Annotated in this window: 12 protein-coding genes; 8 read left to right on the top strand and 4 right to left on the bottom strand. The window is 67.5% G+C overall.

All coding sequences use genetic code 11. The features are described from left to right. The first annotated feature begins 218 nt into the window (after positions 1 to 218). From AS93_RS0117720 to AS93_RS0117705, 4 genes are all read left to right on the top strand, one after another. Positions 219 to 1,838, top strand: a complete 1,620-nt coding sequence (locus AS93_RS0117720) for an acyl-CoA synthetase (RefSeq protein WP_027591834.1) — start codon at positions 219 to 221, stop codon at positions 1,836 to 1,838. A gap of 99 nt (positions 1,839 to 1,937) precedes the next feature. Further along, positions 1,938 to 3,332, top strand: coding sequence for a solute carrier family 23 protein (locus tag AS93_RS0117715; protein ID WP_027591833.1), 1,395 nt, complete (start codon positions 1,938 to 1,940; stop codon positions 3,330 to 3,332). A gap of 90 nt (positions 3,333 to 3,422) precedes the next feature. After that, complete coding sequence (locus tag AS93_RS0117710; RefSeq protein ID WP_027591832.1) at positions 3,423 to 5,192, top strand: acyl-CoA dehydrogenase C-terminal domain-containing protein; 1,770 nt, start codon at positions 3,423 to 3,425, stop codon at positions 5,190 to 5,192. 126 nt (positions 5,193 to 5,318) lie between these two features. Continuing rightward, positions 5,319 to 6,185, top strand: a complete 867-nt coding sequence (locus AS93_RS0117705; RefSeq protein ID WP_027591831.1) for an MBL fold metallo-hydrolase — start codon at positions 5,319 to 5,321, stop codon at positions 6,183 to 6,185. Positions 6,186 to 6,357: 172 nt separating this feature from the next. Here the strand turns inward: AS93_RS0117705 and ftsH are convergent, their stop codons facing one another. The 3 genes from ftsH to mpl form a co-directional block, all read right to left on the bottom strand. Continuing rightward, positions 6,358 to 8,160, bottom strand: coding sequence for an ATP-dependent zinc metalloprotease FtsH (ftsH, locus tag AS93_RS0117700; RefSeq protein ID WP_027591830.1), 1,803 nt, complete (start codon positions 8,158 to 8,160; stop codon positions 6,358 to 6,360). 68 nt (positions 8,161 to 8,228) lie between these two features. Next, a complete protein-coding gene (gene ubiX / locus AS93_RS0117695; protein ID WP_027591829.1) occupies positions 8,229 to 8,858 on the bottom strand; it encodes a flavin prenyltransferase UbiX in 630 nt (209 codons plus the stop codon). Between the two features lie 145 nt (positions 8,859 to 9,003). Then, complete coding sequence (gene mpl / locus AS93_RS0117690; protein ID WP_027591828.1) at positions 9,004 to 10,356, bottom strand: UDP-N-acetylmuramate:L-alanyl-gamma-D-glutamyl-meso-diaminopimelate ligase; 1,353 nt, start codon at positions 10,354 to 10,356, stop codon at positions 9,004 to 9,006. Between the two features lie 136 nt (positions 10,357 to 10,492). On the opposite strand from mpl, the gene AS93_RS0117685 reads away from it, so the two are divergent. From AS93_RS0117685 to AS93_RS0117670, 3 genes are all read left to right on the top strand, one after another. Continuing rightward, positions 10,493 to 12,013: an aldehyde dehydrogenase family protein gene (locus tag AS93_RS0117685; protein ID WP_027591827.1), complete on the top strand. Its 1,521-nt coding sequence runs from the start codon at positions 10,493 to 10,495 to the stop codon at positions 12,011 to 12,013. A 156-nt stretch (positions 12,014 to 12,169) separates the two neighbouring features. Then, the gene (locus AS93_RS0117675; RefSeq protein WP_037009972.1) at positions 12,170 to 12,925 is read left to right on the top strand and encodes a phytanoyl-CoA dioxygenase family protein; all 756 of its coding nucleotides are present in this window, start codon (positions 12,170 to 12,172) and stop codon (positions 12,923 to 12,925) included. Between the two features lie 216 nt (positions 12,926 to 13,141). Then, positions 13,142 to 13,615, top strand: coding sequence for an LEA type 2 family protein (locus AS93_RS0117670; RefSeq protein WP_027591825.1), 474 nt, complete (start codon positions 13,142 to 13,144; stop codon positions 13,613 to 13,615). A gap of 7 nt (positions 13,616 to 13,622) precedes the next feature. Here the strand turns inward: AS93_RS0117670 and AS93_RS0117665 are convergent, their stop codons facing one another. Continuing rightward, complete coding sequence (locus AS93_RS0117665) at positions 13,623 to 14,249, bottom strand: c-type cytochrome (protein WP_027591824.1); 627 nt, start codon at positions 14,247 to 14,249, stop codon at positions 13,623 to 13,625. A gap of 247 nt (positions 14,250 to 14,496) precedes the next feature. On the opposite strand from AS93_RS0117665, the gene AS93_RS0117660 reads away from it, so the two are divergent. After that, a complete protein-coding gene (locus AS93_RS0117660; protein ID WP_027591823.1) occupies positions 14,497 to 14,841 on the top strand; it encodes a zinc ribbon domain-containing protein YjdM in 345 nt (114 codons plus the stop codon). The last annotated feature ends 162 nt before the right edge of the window (positions 14,842 to 15,003 follow it).

Raw genomic sequence — 15,003 nt, 5'->3', positions numbered from 1 at the left:
CAGCAGCAACTGTGACTGCAATTCGAGCGCCTTCATCTATTCGAGATCCGATCTAGTAGAACCACTATAAAACCTTGGTTTATATACCAATCCACCTACGCGCTCTCTATAAGTAAAGCCAGCTTGCAGAAAGGTACGGGCCCGCGCTGTCACACACAGCAGAGGCCCCGACCCGGCAACTCATAACCAGAGCCAACAATCAGCCGCAGGTAACGTGCATGTCCATCTTCGAACAGGGCCTGGCCCGCTCCCCAGTCAACCACATCGCCCTGTCGCCGCTGAGCTTCATCGAGCGCACGGCCGCCATCTATCCGCATTACCCGGCGGTTGTCCACGGCTCCATTCGGCGCAACTGGGCCGAGACCTATGCGCGCTGCCGCCGCCTGGCCTCGGCGCTGGCCGGTCGCGGCATCAAGAAGGGCGACACGGTGGCGGCGATGCTGCCGAACATCCCGGCCATGCTCGAAGCGCATTTCGGCGTGCCGATGATCGGCGCGGTGCTCAACACCCTGAACGTGCGCCTGGACGCCGAAGCCATCGCCTTCATGCTGCAGCACGGCGAGGCCAAGGCGCTGATCACCGACCGCGAGTTCCATGAGGTGATCCGCGCCGCCGTGGGCATGCTCGGCCGGCCGATCCTGGTGATCGACGTGGACGACCCCGAATACGGCGAGGGCGAGGCAGTCAGCGAGCTGGACTACGAGGCCTTCCTCACCGAGGGCGATCCGGAGTTTGCCTGGCAGTGGCCGGACGACGAGTGGCAGGCGATCAGCCTCAACTACACCTCCGGCACCACCGGCAACCCCAAGGGCGTGGTCTACCACCATCGCGGCGCCTACCTGAACGCGCTGGGCAACCAGATGACCTGGTCGATGGGCATGCAGCCGGTCTACCTGTGGACCCTGCCGATGTTCCACTGCAACGGCTGGTGCTACCCCTGGACCGTCACCGCGCTGGCCGGCGTGCATGTGTTCCTGCGCCGCGTCGACCCGCAGAAGATCCTCAACCTGATCCGCGACGAGCAGGTCACCCACCTGTGCGGCGCGCCCATCGTGCTCAACGCGCTGGTCAACATGCCGCCGGAGGCCAAGGCGGCCATCGACCACCCGGTGCACGCCATGGTCGCCGGCGCTGCGCCGCCGGCCAAGGTGATCGGCGCCGTGGAGGAAATGGGCATCAAGGTCACCCACGTGTATGGCCTCACCGAGGTGTACGGCCCGGTCACCGTGTGCGCCTGGCACGGCGAGTGGGACGAACTGAGCCTGGACGAGCGCGCGCGCATCAAGGCCCGCCAGGGCGTGCGTTACCCGACCCTGGAAGGCGTGATGGTCGGCGACCCGAAGACCCTCGAACCGGTGCCGCGCGACGGCGAGACCATCGGCGAGATCTTCATGCGCGGCAACACGGTGATGAAGGGCTACCTGAAGAACCCCACCGCCACGAAGGAAGCCTTCCACGGCGGCTGGTTCCACACCGGCGACCTGGCCGTGTGCCACCCGGACGGCTATGTGGAGATCAAGGACCGCCTGAAGGACATCATCATTTCCGGCGGCGAGAACATCTCCACCATCGAGGTCGAGGGCGTGCTGTACCGCCACCCGGACGTGCTGGAAGCCGCCGTGGTAGCCCGTCCCGACGAGAAGTGGGGCGAGACGCCCTGCGCCTTCATCACCCTCAAGGCCGGCCACGCGGCCAGCCAACAGGACATCGTCCAGTTCTGCCGCGAACACCTGGCGGCCTTCAAGGTGCCGAAGACCGTGGTCTTCACCGCGTTGCCCAAGACCAGCACCGGGAAGATTCAGAAATACGTGCTGCGTGACATGGCCAAGGCCCTGTAGCGCATCACCCGGGCGACCGCGCCGGTCGCCCCGTTCCCACCCCGTTTCACAACAACAACAAGACGGCCGCGCCTCGCGCCTGGCCGACGGAGACTTCGCATGCAACTGATTCATCGCAAGGACGGCGCCGAGCAGCCGTTCTGGGCCTTCGGCCCGTTCAAAATCCGCCTGCCATTCGTTCACTACCGCTGGGAAACCGCGGAGATGCTCCAGGCGCTGATCATGTTCGTGGTCAGCCTGGGCATGATTCCGCTGCTGCAGAAATTCCTCGGCCTGCCCTACGACGTGGCGCTGGCCTACGTGGTGGTGTGCGGCATCGGCTTCATGCTGCCGGCGCTGCTCGGCGTGCCGCTGGTGCCGGGCTGGATCACCCCCGGCATTCCGGTGGTGCTGCTGTTCCTCGGCAACTTCGAGCCGGGCCCGCAGGCCATCCAGGCGCTGTTCGCCCTGCAGTTCCTGGTGTTCGTGATCTTCCTGTTCCTCGGCATCACCCGGCTGGGCAGTGTTCTGGTGCGGCTGATTCCCAACTCCATGAAGGGCGGCATCATCATCGGCGCCGGCATCGCCGCGCTGATCGGCGAGATCGACGCTGGCGGCCGCCTGGCCAACACGCCGATCTCGCTGGTGCTGGGCAGCCTGATCTGCCTGTACCTGATGTTCTCGGTGTCCTTCAAGGGCCTCACCGAGCGCGTGCCGTTCGCCCGCAAGATCGTCAACTACGGCATGGTGCCGGGCATGCTGGTGGCCATCTTCATCGGCATCGCCGTCGGCGAATACAACATGCCGGACGTGAAGTGGGGCATCACCGCGCCGGCCTTCGGCGAAATGTGGAACTACCTGCCGTTCAGCGTCGGCTTCCCGGACGCCCAGGTGTTCCTGCTGGCCGTGCCGACCGCGATCATCGCCTACGTGATCGCCTTCGGCGACATCATCGTCGGCCAGTCGCTGATGCAGCGCGCCGATGAGCTGCGCACCGACGAGAAGATCGACAACAACGTCGACCGCATCCACCTGGTGACCGCCATCCGCAACGCCCTGCACGCCTTCTTCGCGCCCTACCCGGGCCTGGCCGGCCCGCTGTGGACTGCGGTGGCCGCCACCATGGCCGAGCGCTACAAGTACGGCCGCAAGGCGATGGACTCCATCTACAGCGGCGCCGGCACCTTCTGGATCACCGGCTTCATCGCGCTGTTCATCCTGCCGCTGGTGAGCTTCTTCCAGCCGGTGCTGCCGATCGCCCTGTCGCTGACGCTGATCCTCACCGGCTACATCTGCCTGATGGTCGGCTTCGAGCAGCTCAACAACAACACCGAGCGCGGCATCGCCGGCACCATGGGCGTGGTGCTCGCCGTCTACGGCGCGGGCTGGGGCCTGGCCGCCGGCGCGGTGCTGTACATCCTGGTGGAGCGTACCCACCTGCTGAAGTTTGCCAGCAGCAAGGATTCTGTCAGCGGCTCCCCTGATCAGGGCGCCCCCGCCCCCAAGGCCGACTGACCCTTGGGCCGGCGCCTCCCCGCGCCGGCCCCGTTTTATCCCCTGACGCCGCAGGCTCCGTGCCTGCGGCGCGCCATCGAGGATCCCGTGATGACCGACTACACCGCCCCGCTGCGCGACATGCGCTTTGTCCTGCACGAACTGCTGGAGGCGCCCGCCCTGTGGGCGCGTCTGCCCGCCCTGGCGGAAACCGTGGACCCGGACACCGCCGACGCCATTCTCGAAGAGGCCGCAAAGGTCTGCGGCCAACTGATCGCGCCGCTCAACCGCAGCGGCGACGAGGAAGGCGCGCAGTGGCGCGACGGCCAGGTGTCCACGCCGAGCGGCTTCCGCGAGGCCTACGCCACCTACATCGAAGGCGGCTGGGTCGGCCTGGGCGGCAACCCCGCCTGGGGCGGCATGGGCATGCCCAAGAGCCTCGCCGTGCAGGTGGAGGAAATGCTCTACGGCGCCAACTCCAGCTTCGCGCTGTATTCCACGCTGACCTCCGGCGCCTGCCTGGCCATCGACGCCCACGCCAGCGAAGCACTGAAAGCCCGCTACCTGCCGCCGCTCTACGAGGGCCGCTGGGCCGGCTCCATGTGCCTGACCGAAGCCCACGCCGGCAGCGACCTGGGGCTGATCCGCACCCGCGCCGAACCGCAGGCCGATGGCAGCTACGCGGTCAGCGGCAGCAAGATCTTCATCACCGGCGGCGAACAGGACCTCACCGAGAACATCATCCACCTGGTGCTGGCGCGCCTGCCGGACGCCCCGGCCGGCCCGAAGGGCATCTCGCTGTTCCTGGTGCCCAAGGTGCTGGTCAACGCCGACGGTTCGCTGGGCGCGCGCAACGCGGTGCACTGCGGCTCCATCGAACACAAGATGGGTATCAAGGCTTCGGCAACCTGCGTGATGAACTTCGACGGCGCCACCGGCTGGCTGGTCGGAGAACCGCACAAGGGCCTGGCGGCGATGTTCACCATGATGAACTACGAGCGCCTGTCCATCGGCATCCAGGGCATCGGCTGCGCCGAGGCCTCCTACCAGAACGCCGCGCGCTACGCCCTCGAACGCCTGCAGGGTCGCGATGCCGCCCAGGCGAGCGGCGCCGTGGCCGATCCGATCATCGTGCACCCGGACGTGCGCCGCATGCTGCTGAGCATGAAGGCGATGACCGAGGGCGGCCGCGCCTTTGCCGGGCATGTCGGCGAGCAACTGGACCTTGCCAAGTTCAGCGACGACGCCGAGGAACGCGCCCGCGCAGCCGCCCAGGTGGCGCTGCTCACCCCGGTGGCCAAGGCGTTTTTCACCGACAGCGGGCTGGACAGCTGCATCCACGGCCAGCAGGTGTTCGGCGGCCACGGCTACATCCGCGAATGGGGCCAGGAGCAGCTGGTGCGCGACGTGCGCATCGCGCAGATCTACGAGGGCACCAACGGCATCCAGGCGCTGGACCTGCTGGGCCGCAAAGTGGTGGCCGATGGCGGCGCCGCGCTGCGCCAGTTCACCGCGCAGATCCGCGCCTTCGCCGAGCAGCCCGGGGCGCCCTACGCCGCCGAGCTGCGCGACGCCGTGCAGCGCCTGGAAGCAGTCAGCGACTGGCTGCTGGCACAGGCCGGGCAGGACCCGCACGCGGTCGGCGCCGCCGCCGTGGAATACCTGCACCTGCTCGGCTACACCGCCTACGCCTGGTTGTGGGCGCGCATGGCGCAGCTGGCCGCCGAGCGCCGCGCCAGCGACGAGGCCTTCTACAGCGGGAAGCTGGCCACCGCCGCGTTCTTCTTCCGCCACCTGCTGCCGCGCACCCTCGGCCTGGAAGCGAGCATCCGCGCCGGCAGCGCCGCGCTGTTCGGGGAGGGCTTCGCGACCAAAGGCTGATGGTTGGATCGGCGAGAAACCACCACCATTCAGTCACTTGCGCGACGCATCCCCTCGCTTTCGGTGTCGCGCTTTTTTATTCCGCTGCCCCGCGTGCGGGCGGCAGCAGGCCAGGAGAATAACAACATGCGAACCCTGACCACTCTGCTGGGCAACAGTCAGAAACTCGATGGCGGCGCCATGTTCGGCAACGCCCCCAAGGCGCTCTGGGAGCGCTGGATGCAACCCGACGCGCAGAACCGCATCGACCTGGGCTGCCGCGCGCTGCTGGTGCAGGAGCCCGGACGCAACATTCTGGTCGAGTCCGGCATCGGCGCCTTCTTCGCCCCGGAGCTCAAGCAGCGCTTCGGCGTGCAGGAAGACCGTCACGTACTGCTCGACAACCTGGCGGCGGTCGGCCTCAGCCATGAGGACATCGACCTGGTGGTGCTCACCCACCTGCACTTCGACCACGCCGGCGGCCTGCTCGCCGCCTGGGAAGAGGGCCAGCCGCCGCGCCTGCTATTCCCCAACGCGCGCTTCCTGGTCGGCAAGCGCCAGTGGAAACGCGCGCAGAACCCGCACTCGCGCGACCGCGCCTCGTATATCCCCTCCCTGCTGACGCTGCTGGAAGACAGCGGTCGTCTGGAACTGATCGACGAAGCCCCCGACTGCGCGCAGCTCGGTGAAGGCTGGCGCCTGCACTGGAGCGATGGCCACACCCCCGGGCAGATGCTGCCGGAGATCGCCATGCCCAACGGCCCGGTGCTCTACCCCGGCGACCTGATCCCCGGCGCGCCCTGGGTGCACCTGCCGATCACCATGGGCTACGACCGCTTCCCGGAAGGCCTGATCGAGGAGAAGGAAATGCTCCTTGAGCGCATGCTGCTCAACAACGGCCGCCTGGTGTTCACCCACGACCCCAAGATTGCCATCGGCCGCGTGGTGCGCGACGGCAAGGGCAAGTACGGCCTGGCCGACGCCACGGGGGAAGTGGTGGGCGTGAGCGCCTGATTTCCTGGCGCGGCCGAAGCCGCGTCCGGCGGGCAAGAACGGCGTTCTCCAGGCCCGTAGGGCGGACAGCGCTTTCCTGTCCGCCGACAGGTGCCCGACCGCAGCCGCGCCCGGCGGACAAGAACGACGTTGTCCGCCCTACGAGTCCCTGCAGGGCGGCAACGCCGGCGCCCTACCCCACCAACGCCTGCAGCTCCTCGCCGCTCAGGGTTTCCTGCTCCAGCAGGCGCCGCGCGCTGCGTTCCAGCTGTTCGCGGCGCGCCTTGAGCAGCTCGACGCTGCGCTCGAAGGCCGCCTGCACCAGCGCCTGCACTTCCTCGTCGATGGCCGTGGCGGTGCTTTCCGCGTACTCGCGGCGCGGGCGCAGGCCGTACAGCTCGTTGCCGAGATAGGGGTTCGGCTCGCTTTCCAGCGCCAGGTGGCCGAGGCGTTCGGACATGCCGTAGCGGGTGACCATGGCGCGGGCGATGTCGGTGGCCTTGACCAGGTCGTCCGCCGCGCCGGTGGACAGCTGCGCGAATACCAGCCACTCGGCGGCGCGCCCGCCAAGCAGCACGGACATCTTGTGCTCCAGCTCCTCGCGGGTCATCAGGAAGCGGTCCTCGATCGGCCGCTGGATGGTGTAGCCCAGCGCGCCCATGCCGCGCGGAATGATCGACACCTTGTGCACCGGGTCCATCCCCGGCAGCGCCATGGCCACCAGCGCGTGGCCCATCTCGTGGAAGGCCACCACCTCGCGCTCTTTCGGGTTGAGCAGGCGGTTGCGCTTTTCCAGTCCGGCGACGATGCGTTCGATGGCCGCGTTGAAGTCCTGCATTTCCACCGCGGCGGCCTTGCGCCGGGTAGCCAGCAGGGTGGCCTCGTTGACCAGGTTGGCCAGGTCAGCGCCGGTGAAGCCGGGGGTGAGTTCGGCAATCACCTGCGGATCGACGTCCGGTGCCAGTCGCGACTTCTTCAGGTGCACGCCGAGGATCTGCACGCGGCCGACCTTGTCGGGGCGATCGACCAGCACCTGGCGGTCGAAACGCCCGGCGCGCAACAGCGCCGGATCGAGGATTTCCGGGCGGTTGGTGGCGGCCAGCAGCACCAGACCGCTGGAGGTGTCGAAGCCGTCCAGCTCGACCAGCAGCTGGTTGAGGGTCTGTTCCTTCTCGTCGTGACCGCCGCCCAGCGGCCCGGCGCCACGGGCGCGGCCGAGGGCGTCCAGCTCGTCGATGAAGATGATCGCCGGGGCCTTGGCGCGCGCCTGCTCGAACAGGTCGCGGACCCGCGCGGCGCCGACGCCGACGAACAGCTCGACGAACTCCGAACCGGAAATGGAAAAGAACGGCACCCCGGCCTCGCCGGCCACCGCGCGGGCCAGCAGGGTCTTGCCGGTGCCGGGCGGGCCGACCAGCAGCACGCCCTTGGGCAGCCGGCCGCCGAGCCGGCCGTAGGTCTCGGGATCGCGCAGGAAGTCGATGATTTCCTGCAGCTCGTCCTTGGCCTCGTCCACCCCGGCGACGTCGGCGAAGCTGACCTTGATGTCGGTCTCCACGTAGACCTTGGCCTTGCTCTTGCCGATCTGCATCATGCCGCCGCCCATGCCGCTGCCGATGCGCCTGAGCAGGAACAGCCAGATGGCGAAGAACAGCACGGCCGGAATCACCCAACCGGCCAGGTCGCGCAGGAAGGTGCTTTCCACCTTGCCGGCGAACTGCACCGGGTACTGCGCCAGGTGCTCGGCCAATTGCGGCTCGACGCGATTGGTGACGAACTGGCGCTGGCCGCCGGCCAGCGGCGATTTGAGGGTGCCCTCGATACGGCTGTCGGTGACGGCGATGGCCTCGATGCGCCCGGCCTTCAGGTGTTCTTCGAACTCGCTGTAGGGAATGGTCGCCACCTGCTGCTGCATCGCCAGCAGGTACTGGATGCCCATGAAGGCCAAAATGGCCAGCAGCCAGTAGCCCATGTGGAACTGCGCTTGCTCTTTCACCGCTCGACTCCCTGTATGACTCTTGCCCGGATTATCGGCGCTGCCTTGGCGGGCGGTGCCGACTCAGGTCAATCCTCGCTGACCAGATGGTGCTCGCCCCAGCGCGGCAGCAGGTCCTGGGGCACGCCCAGGCAGTTGAGGATGCGCGCCACCACGAAGTCCACCAGGTCCTCGACGGTCTGCGGCTGGTTATAGAAGCCCGGCGAGGCCGGCAGGATGGTCACGCCCATGTTCGACAGCTTGAGCATGTTCTCCAGGTGGATGCTGGAGTACGGCGCCTCGCGCGGCACCAGGATCAGTTGGCGGCGCTCCTTGAGGGCCACGTCGGCGGCACGCTCGATCAGGTTGTTGCACGCGCCCGTGGCGATCGCCGACAGGGTGCCGGTGCTGCACGGCACCACCACCATCGCCGCCGGCGCGCCGGAGCCGGAGGCCACCGGGGCCATCCAGTCTTCCTTGCCGTACACGCGGATCTGCCCCGGCGCCGCGCCGGTGTATTCGGTGAGGAACGCCTGCATGGCCTGCGGCTTGGCCGGCAACACCACGTCGGTCTCGGTGGCCAGCACCAGTTGCGCGGCCTTGGAGATCAGGAAATGCACCTCGCGCTCTTCCTGCACCAGGCAGTCGAGCAGGCGCAGGCCGTACTGGGCGCCGGAAGCGCCGGTCATCGCCAGGGTGATGCGTTGGGGGCCGGTCATGTTGCCTTCCTCGTGGGTTGGTTACGGCGGCTTCTCCCCTCTCCCTTGATGGTAGAGGGGCCGGGGGAGAGGGTGGATTCTCGGTGCATCGCCCCCTCTCCCTAACCCTCTCCCGCGAGGGGAGAGGGAACGTCCGTGCGCCGCTTCACTCCGCCAGCGCCTTGGCCAGCTTGCCGTGCAGGCCGCCGAAGCCGCCGTTGCTCATGATCACCACCTGGGTGCCAGGCGCCACCTGTGATTTGACCCGGGCGATGATCGCCTCCAGCGAATCGCAGACCACCGCCGGCACCGGGCAGGCGGTCGCCGTGGCGCCCAGATCCCAGCCGAGATTGGGCGGCGCGTACCAGATCACCTGGTCGGCCTGGGCCACGGACTCCGGCAGGCCGTCGCGGTGCGCGCCCAGCTTCATGGAATTGGAGCGCGGTTCGATCACCGCCACGATCGGCGCGTCGCCGACCTGCTTGCGCAGGCCGTCGAGGGTGGTGGCGATGGCGGTCGGGTGGTGGGCAAAGTCGTCGTAGATCGTTACGCCGTTTACCTCGGCGATCTTCTCCATGCGCCGCTTGACGCTCTGGAACCGGCTCAGCGCCTCGGTGCCCACTGCACCCACCACGCCCACATGCCGCGCCGCCGCCAGGGCGGCCAGGGCGTTGTCGACGTTGTGGCGACCGGTCAGCGTCCAGTTCACCTCGCCCTGCGACTCGCCCTGGAACAGCACCTCGAAGTGCGAGCCGTCCTCGGCCAGCAGGCGCGCCCGCCAGTCGCCGCCCGCGCCGGTGGTCTGCACCGGGGTCCAGCAGCCCATGCCCAGCACGCGCTCGATGGCCTGCTCGGTGGTGGGATGGATGATCAGCCCCTCGCCGGGAATGGTGCGCACCAGATGGTGGAACTGTCGTTCGATGGCCGCCAGGTCCGGGAAGATGTCCGCGTGGTCGAATTCCAGGTTGTTGAGGATCGCGGTGCGCGGCCGGTAGTGAACGAACTTGGAGCGCTTGTCGAAGAAGGCGCTGTCGTATTCGTCGGCCTCGACCACGAAGAACGGCGTGCCGCCCAGGCGCGCCGACACGGCGAAGTTCTGCGGCACGCCACCGATCAAAAAGCCCGGCGCCATGCCGGCGTGTTCGAGGATCCACGCCAGCATGCTGCTGGTGGTGGTCTTGCCATGGGTGCCGGCCACCGCCATCACCCAGCGACCCTGCAGCACGTGGTCGGCCAGCCACTGCGGGCCGCTGGTGTAGGGCAGGCCCTGGTTCAGCACGTACTCCACCGCCGGGTTGCCGCGCGACAGCGCGTTGCCGATCACCACCAGATCCGGCGCCGGCTGCAGATGCTCGGGCAGGTAGCCCTGCATCAGCTGGATGCCCTGGGCCTCGAGCTGGGTGCTCATCGGCGGGTAGACGTTGGCGTCCGAGCCGGTGACATGGTGGCCGAGTTCCTTGGCCAGCACCGCCAGCGAACCCATGAAGGTGCCGCAGATGCCGAGAATGTGGATGTGCATGGAAGTCCTCAACGAAGCAGGCGCGAATAAATGCCGGCGAGGGTAGCACGCCGCCCCGACCAAGGTCTCAGGGCACCGCCAGGGCGCTGGACTAGGCTTGCTGGATCGCTCACAGCAACGAGCCAGGAGGCCCGCCATGCGTTACGCACACCCCGGCAGCGAAGGCGCCATCGTCACCTTCAAGTCCCGTTACGGCAACTACATCGGCGGCGAGTTCGTGCCCCCGGTGAACGGCAACTACTTCACCAACACCTCGCCGGTCACCGGCGGGCCGATCGCCGAATTTCCCCGCTCCGACGCCGCCGACATCGACAAGGCGCTGGACGCCGCCCATGCCGCCGCCGACGCCTGGGGCCGCACCAGTCCGCAGCAGCGCGCGCTGGTGCTGCTGAAGATCGCCGACCGCATCGAGCAGAACCTGGAGCTGCTGGCCGTCACCGAGACCTGGGACAACGGCAAGGCGGTGCGCGAGACGCTGAACGCCGACATCCCGCTGGCCGCCGATCACTTCCGCTACTTCGCCGGCTGCATCCGCGCCCAGGAAGGCACCGCGGCGGAAATCGACGCCAGCACCGTGGCCTACCACATCCGCGAACCGCTGGGCGTGGTCGGACAGATCATCCCGTGGAACTTCCCGATCCTGATGGCCGCCTGGAAGCTCGCCCCGGCGCTGGCCGCCGGCAACTGCGTGGTGCTCAAGCCGGCCGAGCAGACGCCGTTGGGCATCACCGTGCTGATGGAGCTGATCGGCGACCTGCTGCCGCCCGGCGTGCTCAACGTGGTGCAGGGCTTCGGCCGCGAGGCCGGCGAGGCGCTGGCGAGTAGCAAGCGCATCGCCAAGATCGCCTTCACCGGCTCCACGCCGGTGGGATCGCACATCATGAAGCGCGCCGCCGAGAACATCATTCCGAGCACCGTGGAGCTGGGCGGCAAGAGCCCGAACATCTACTTCGAAGACATCATGCAGGCCGAACCGGCCTTCATCGAGAAGGCCGCCGAAGGCCTGGTGCTGGGCTTCTTCAACCAGGGCGAGGTGTGCACCTGTCCGTCGCGGGCGCTGGTGCAGGAATCCATCTACGCGCCATTCATGGAGGCGGTGATGAAGAAGGTCGCGCAGATCAAGCGCGGCGACCCGCTGGACACCGAGACCATGGTCGGCGCGCAGGCCAGCCAGCAGCAGTTCGACAAGATCATGTCGTACCTGCAGATCGCCCGCGAGGAAGGCGCCCAGGTGCTCACCGGCGGCGACGCCGAACGGCTGCAGGGCGACCTGGCCGGCGGCTATTACATCCAGCCGACGCTGCTCAAGGGCGACAACCGCATGCGGGTGTTCCAGGAGGAGATCTTCGGCCCGGTGATCGGCGTGACCACCTTCAAGGACGAGGCGGAGGCGCTGGCGATTGCCAACGACACCGAGTACGGCCTCGGCGCCGGGGTGTGGACCCGCGACATCAACCGCGCCTGGCGCATGGGGCGCGGCATCAAGGCCGGCCGGGTGTGGACCAACTGCTACCACCTCTACCCGGCGCACGCGGCGTTCGGCGGCTACAAGAAGTCCGGCGTCGGCCGCGAGACCCACAAGATGATCCTCGACCACTACCAGCAGACCAAGAACCTGCTGGTGAGCTACGACATCCATCCGCTGGGGTTCTTCTAGGGCGGATTCGGGGCGGTCGGCGCTTTGCCGGCCGCCATCTTGCGGTTGCCAGGCAGGCCGCGATGCTCGCGGCCATGGCGACTGAAGCCGCGAGCTTCTGGGTTCGGCTTGCAGGGCAACATAGAATCTCCCACAGGGTTCCGGTGAACCGTGCCTATGAACAGGGACATCACCCACCAACTGAACGCCCTGCACCACCAGGGCTTCGCCCTGCTGCCCGGCGTGCTGGATGCCGGGCAGGTCGCCGCCGCGCGCGCCGCCATCGACGGCCTGCAACCCATCCACTGGGACTACCAGGGCCTGGTCGACGACCACTACAAGTGCGTGTTCAACCGCGCCCCCTTCTGGCTGGCGTACCTGGACCTGCCCGGCGTCATCGAGCTGGCCGAGGCGGCGCTGGGCGAGGACTGCCACATCATCGGCCAGACCGCCTGGCGCAGCCATCCAGGCTTCGTCGGCGCCGAGCTGCATGTGGATCATCTGGTCATGGAACTGCCGGAAGCGCTGCTGGCCGACCCGGCCTTCACGCTGCCGATGCAGATCTGCACGGCGATGATCTACCTGGACGACATCGACCGCGACCTGTGCCCGACCCTGGTGATTCCCGGCAGCCACAAGGCCGGACGCAAGCCGCATCCCGGTGAAGAAAGCTGGCATGGCCGCACCGCCGAGCCCGTGCTGTGCCAGGCCGGTGATGTGCTGATGCTGCGCAGCGAGCTGTGGCACTCCGGCAGCCGCAACCGCACGGCGGATAGCAGTCGCTACCTGCTGCAGGTGCATTACGGCCGGCGCATGGTGGCGCAGAAGTTCTCGCCGTACCTGCAGTTCCGTTTCAACCCGCAGGTGCTGGCCGCCGCCACACCGCGCCAGCGCCGGCTGCTGGGCGAGCATGCCCCGGCAGAGTATGACTAGGGCGTATGGTGCATACACCTCGGTGGCCAACGCGATGCGTTGACCACCCCGGTTATGCCCAGCGCCGCGTTATCTCCGTTGCGACCGTAGGGCGGTCAGCGTTCTCCTGGCCGCCGCTGGGGCCGCACAGGGCTGGCGAACGAAGTGGATGCCGGCGGGAGACTTCCGCCCGCGCCCATGGTCCAATCGGCACTTTCCTTCAAGCGGAGCCGTTCCATGGCCGTTGTCACCCGACTGCTCGCCAGCCTTGCGCTGCTGGGCCTGCTCACCGCCTGTGCCTCGCTGGCGCCGCGCGATCCCCTGCACATTGACCTGGCCGGCCTGGAGCCGTTGCCCAGCCAGGGCCTGGAGGCACGCTTCAACCTGAAACTGCGGGTGCAGAACCCCAACGAGCGGGCGGTGGATTACCAGGGCGTGGCGCTGGAACTGGAGGTCAATGGCCAGCCGCTGGCCAGCGGGGTGAGCGCCCAGCGCGGCCAGGTGCCGCGCTTCGGCGAAGCGATCATCGAGGTGCCGGTAACCATCTCGGCCTTCTCGGCCCTGCGCCAGACCTGGGGCCTGGCGGGCTACCAGCCGGGACAGGGATTGCCCTATGTGATTCGCGGCAAGCTGGCCAGCGGGCTGGTGGGCACCACGCGATTCACTACGCAGGGGCAATTGCGCTGGCCGGAGCCGGCAGGGGTGCGCTGACCGGGGGTTACAGCACCAGCTTTTCCAGATAGGCGGCCAGGGCCTCGATATCCGCCGGGGTCAGCTGCTTGGCGATCGGCATCATCACCGAGCTGGCGCGCCGCGGGTCGCCGTCGTGGAAGCTGGTCAGCGCGCGGCGCACGTACTCACCAGGTTGGCCGGCCAGCCGCGGGGCGTCTTCCTTGCCCTCGGCCCGCATGCCGTGGCAGGCGATGCAGGTGCCCTGGAACACGCGCTCGCCTTGCATGCGCAACTGGGCATCCACGCTGCTGGCCGAGGGCTTGACCTGCTGCTGGCTGAAGTACACGGCGATGTCCACCTGCTCGTCGACCGTCAGCTGCTTGGCCAGCTTGCTCATCACGAAATCGTTGCGCTGGCCGTTGGCGAAGGTGTCGAACGCCTTGAACAGGTAGATGGGGTTCTGGCCGGCCAGGTTGGGAATGTAGTCACGCTTGCTGTTGCCGTCCTCGCCGTGGCAGTAGCCACAGAACCGCACCCGCTCGAACCCCGAGTCGTAGGCCTGCTGGCGCAGGATCGGATCGTTCATCAGTTGCTGGAAGCGGGCCAGGGCCGCCTCGTTGGCGGATACGAGCGGAGCGACGCAGAGAAGCAGGGCAAGCAAGGGTGATCGCATGAGGGCAGGACCTCGGCTGGTGAATGGCAACCTGACGGCGGCGAGACTATAGGAACAAACCCGACCGACGACCCGACACAAATCAATGAAACGCCTCGGGAGACGGACAGGCCGATCAGTCAGCGCGCTGTGTATCACATTGTCAGCGCCATTGGATTGGCATCACCGCGGGACCGCTTGCCGCACGGCGGGGAGAAACCCTATACAATCCGCGGCTTTATCACGATCCGACCCCGAGGAGACGCCCATGAGCGGCCTGCCCCCCTGCCCGCAATGCGGTTCCGAATACACCTACGAAGACGGCGCGCAGCTGGTCTGCCCCGAGTGCGCCCATGAGTGGAGCGCCAGCGCCGACGCTGCCACAGGCGGCGACGGCGAGCGTGTCATCAAGGATTCGGTGGGCAACGTCCTGCAGGACGGCGACACCGTCACCGTCATCAAGGACCTGAAGGTCAAGGGCTCGTCCTCGGTGGTCAAGGTCGGCACCAAGGTGAAGAACATCCGCCTGTGCGACGGCGACCACGACATCGACTGCAAGATCGACGGCATCGGCGCCATGAAGCTGAAGTCGGAGTTCGTGAAGAAGGTGTAAGCACGCCTGAACCTGTGGGAGCGAATTTATTCGTGAGCTTTTATGCCAAAAGCATTGCGGACAAGTCCGCTTGTATGTTTGTGCCTGTCGGGGATGAGGGACCAAGTCCGCATCTGACGCAAGTACAGACCGTGGGAGAGATCGTCCCGCCCCCACTCACCA

Origin of the sequence: Pseudomonas sp. RL (genome assembly GCF_000647775.1) — a bacterium.
In the GTDB taxonomy this organism is placed as follows: Bacteria; Pseudomonadota; Gammaproteobacteria; order Pseudomonadales; family Pseudomonadaceae; genus Serpens; species Serpens flexibilis.
This window is presented reverse-complemented; position numbering and strand designations above follow the sequence as displayed.

Coding starts and splice junctions, on each gene's coding strand:
- AS93_RS0117720 (WP_027591834.1), top strand. CDS start 219: ATGTCCATCTTCGAACAGGGCCTGGCCCGCTCCCCAGTCAACCACATC.
- AS93_RS0117715 (WP_027591833.1), top strand. CDS start 1,938: ATGCAACTGATTCATCGCAAGGACGGCGCCGAGCAGCCGTTCTGGGCC.
- AS93_RS0117710 (WP_027591832.1), top strand. CDS start 3,423: ATGACCGACTACACCGCCCCGCTGCGCGACATGCGCTTTGTCCTGCAC.
- AS93_RS0117705 (WP_027591831.1), top strand. CDS start 5,319: ATGCGAACCCTGACCACTCTGCTGGGCAACAGTCAGAAACTCGATGGC.
- ubiX (WP_027591829.1), bottom strand. CDS start 8,858: ATGACCGGCCCCCAACGCATCACCCTGGCGATGACCGGCGCTTCCGGC.
- mpl (WP_027591828.1), bottom strand. CDS start 10,356: ATGCACATCCACATTCTCGGCATCTGCGGCACCTTCATGGGTTCGCTG.
- AS93_RS0117685 (WP_027591827.1), top strand. CDS start 10,493: ATGCGTTACGCACACCCCGGCAGCGAAGGCGCCATCGTCACCTTCAAG.
- AS93_RS0117675 (WP_037009972.1), top strand. CDS start 12,170: ATGAACAGGGACATCACCCACCAACTGAACGCCCTGCACCACCAGGGC.
- AS93_RS0117670 (WP_027591825.1), top strand. CDS start 13,142: ATGGCCGTTGTCACCCGACTGCTCGCCAGCCTTGCGCTGCTGGGCCTG.
- AS93_RS0117665 (WP_027591824.1), bottom strand. CDS start 14,249: ATGCGATCACCCTTGCTTGCCCTGCTTCTCTGCGTCGCTCCGCTCGTA.
- AS93_RS0117660 (WP_027591823.1), top strand. CDS start 14,497: ATGAGCGGCCTGCCCCCCTGCCCGCAATGCGGTTCCGAATACACCTAC.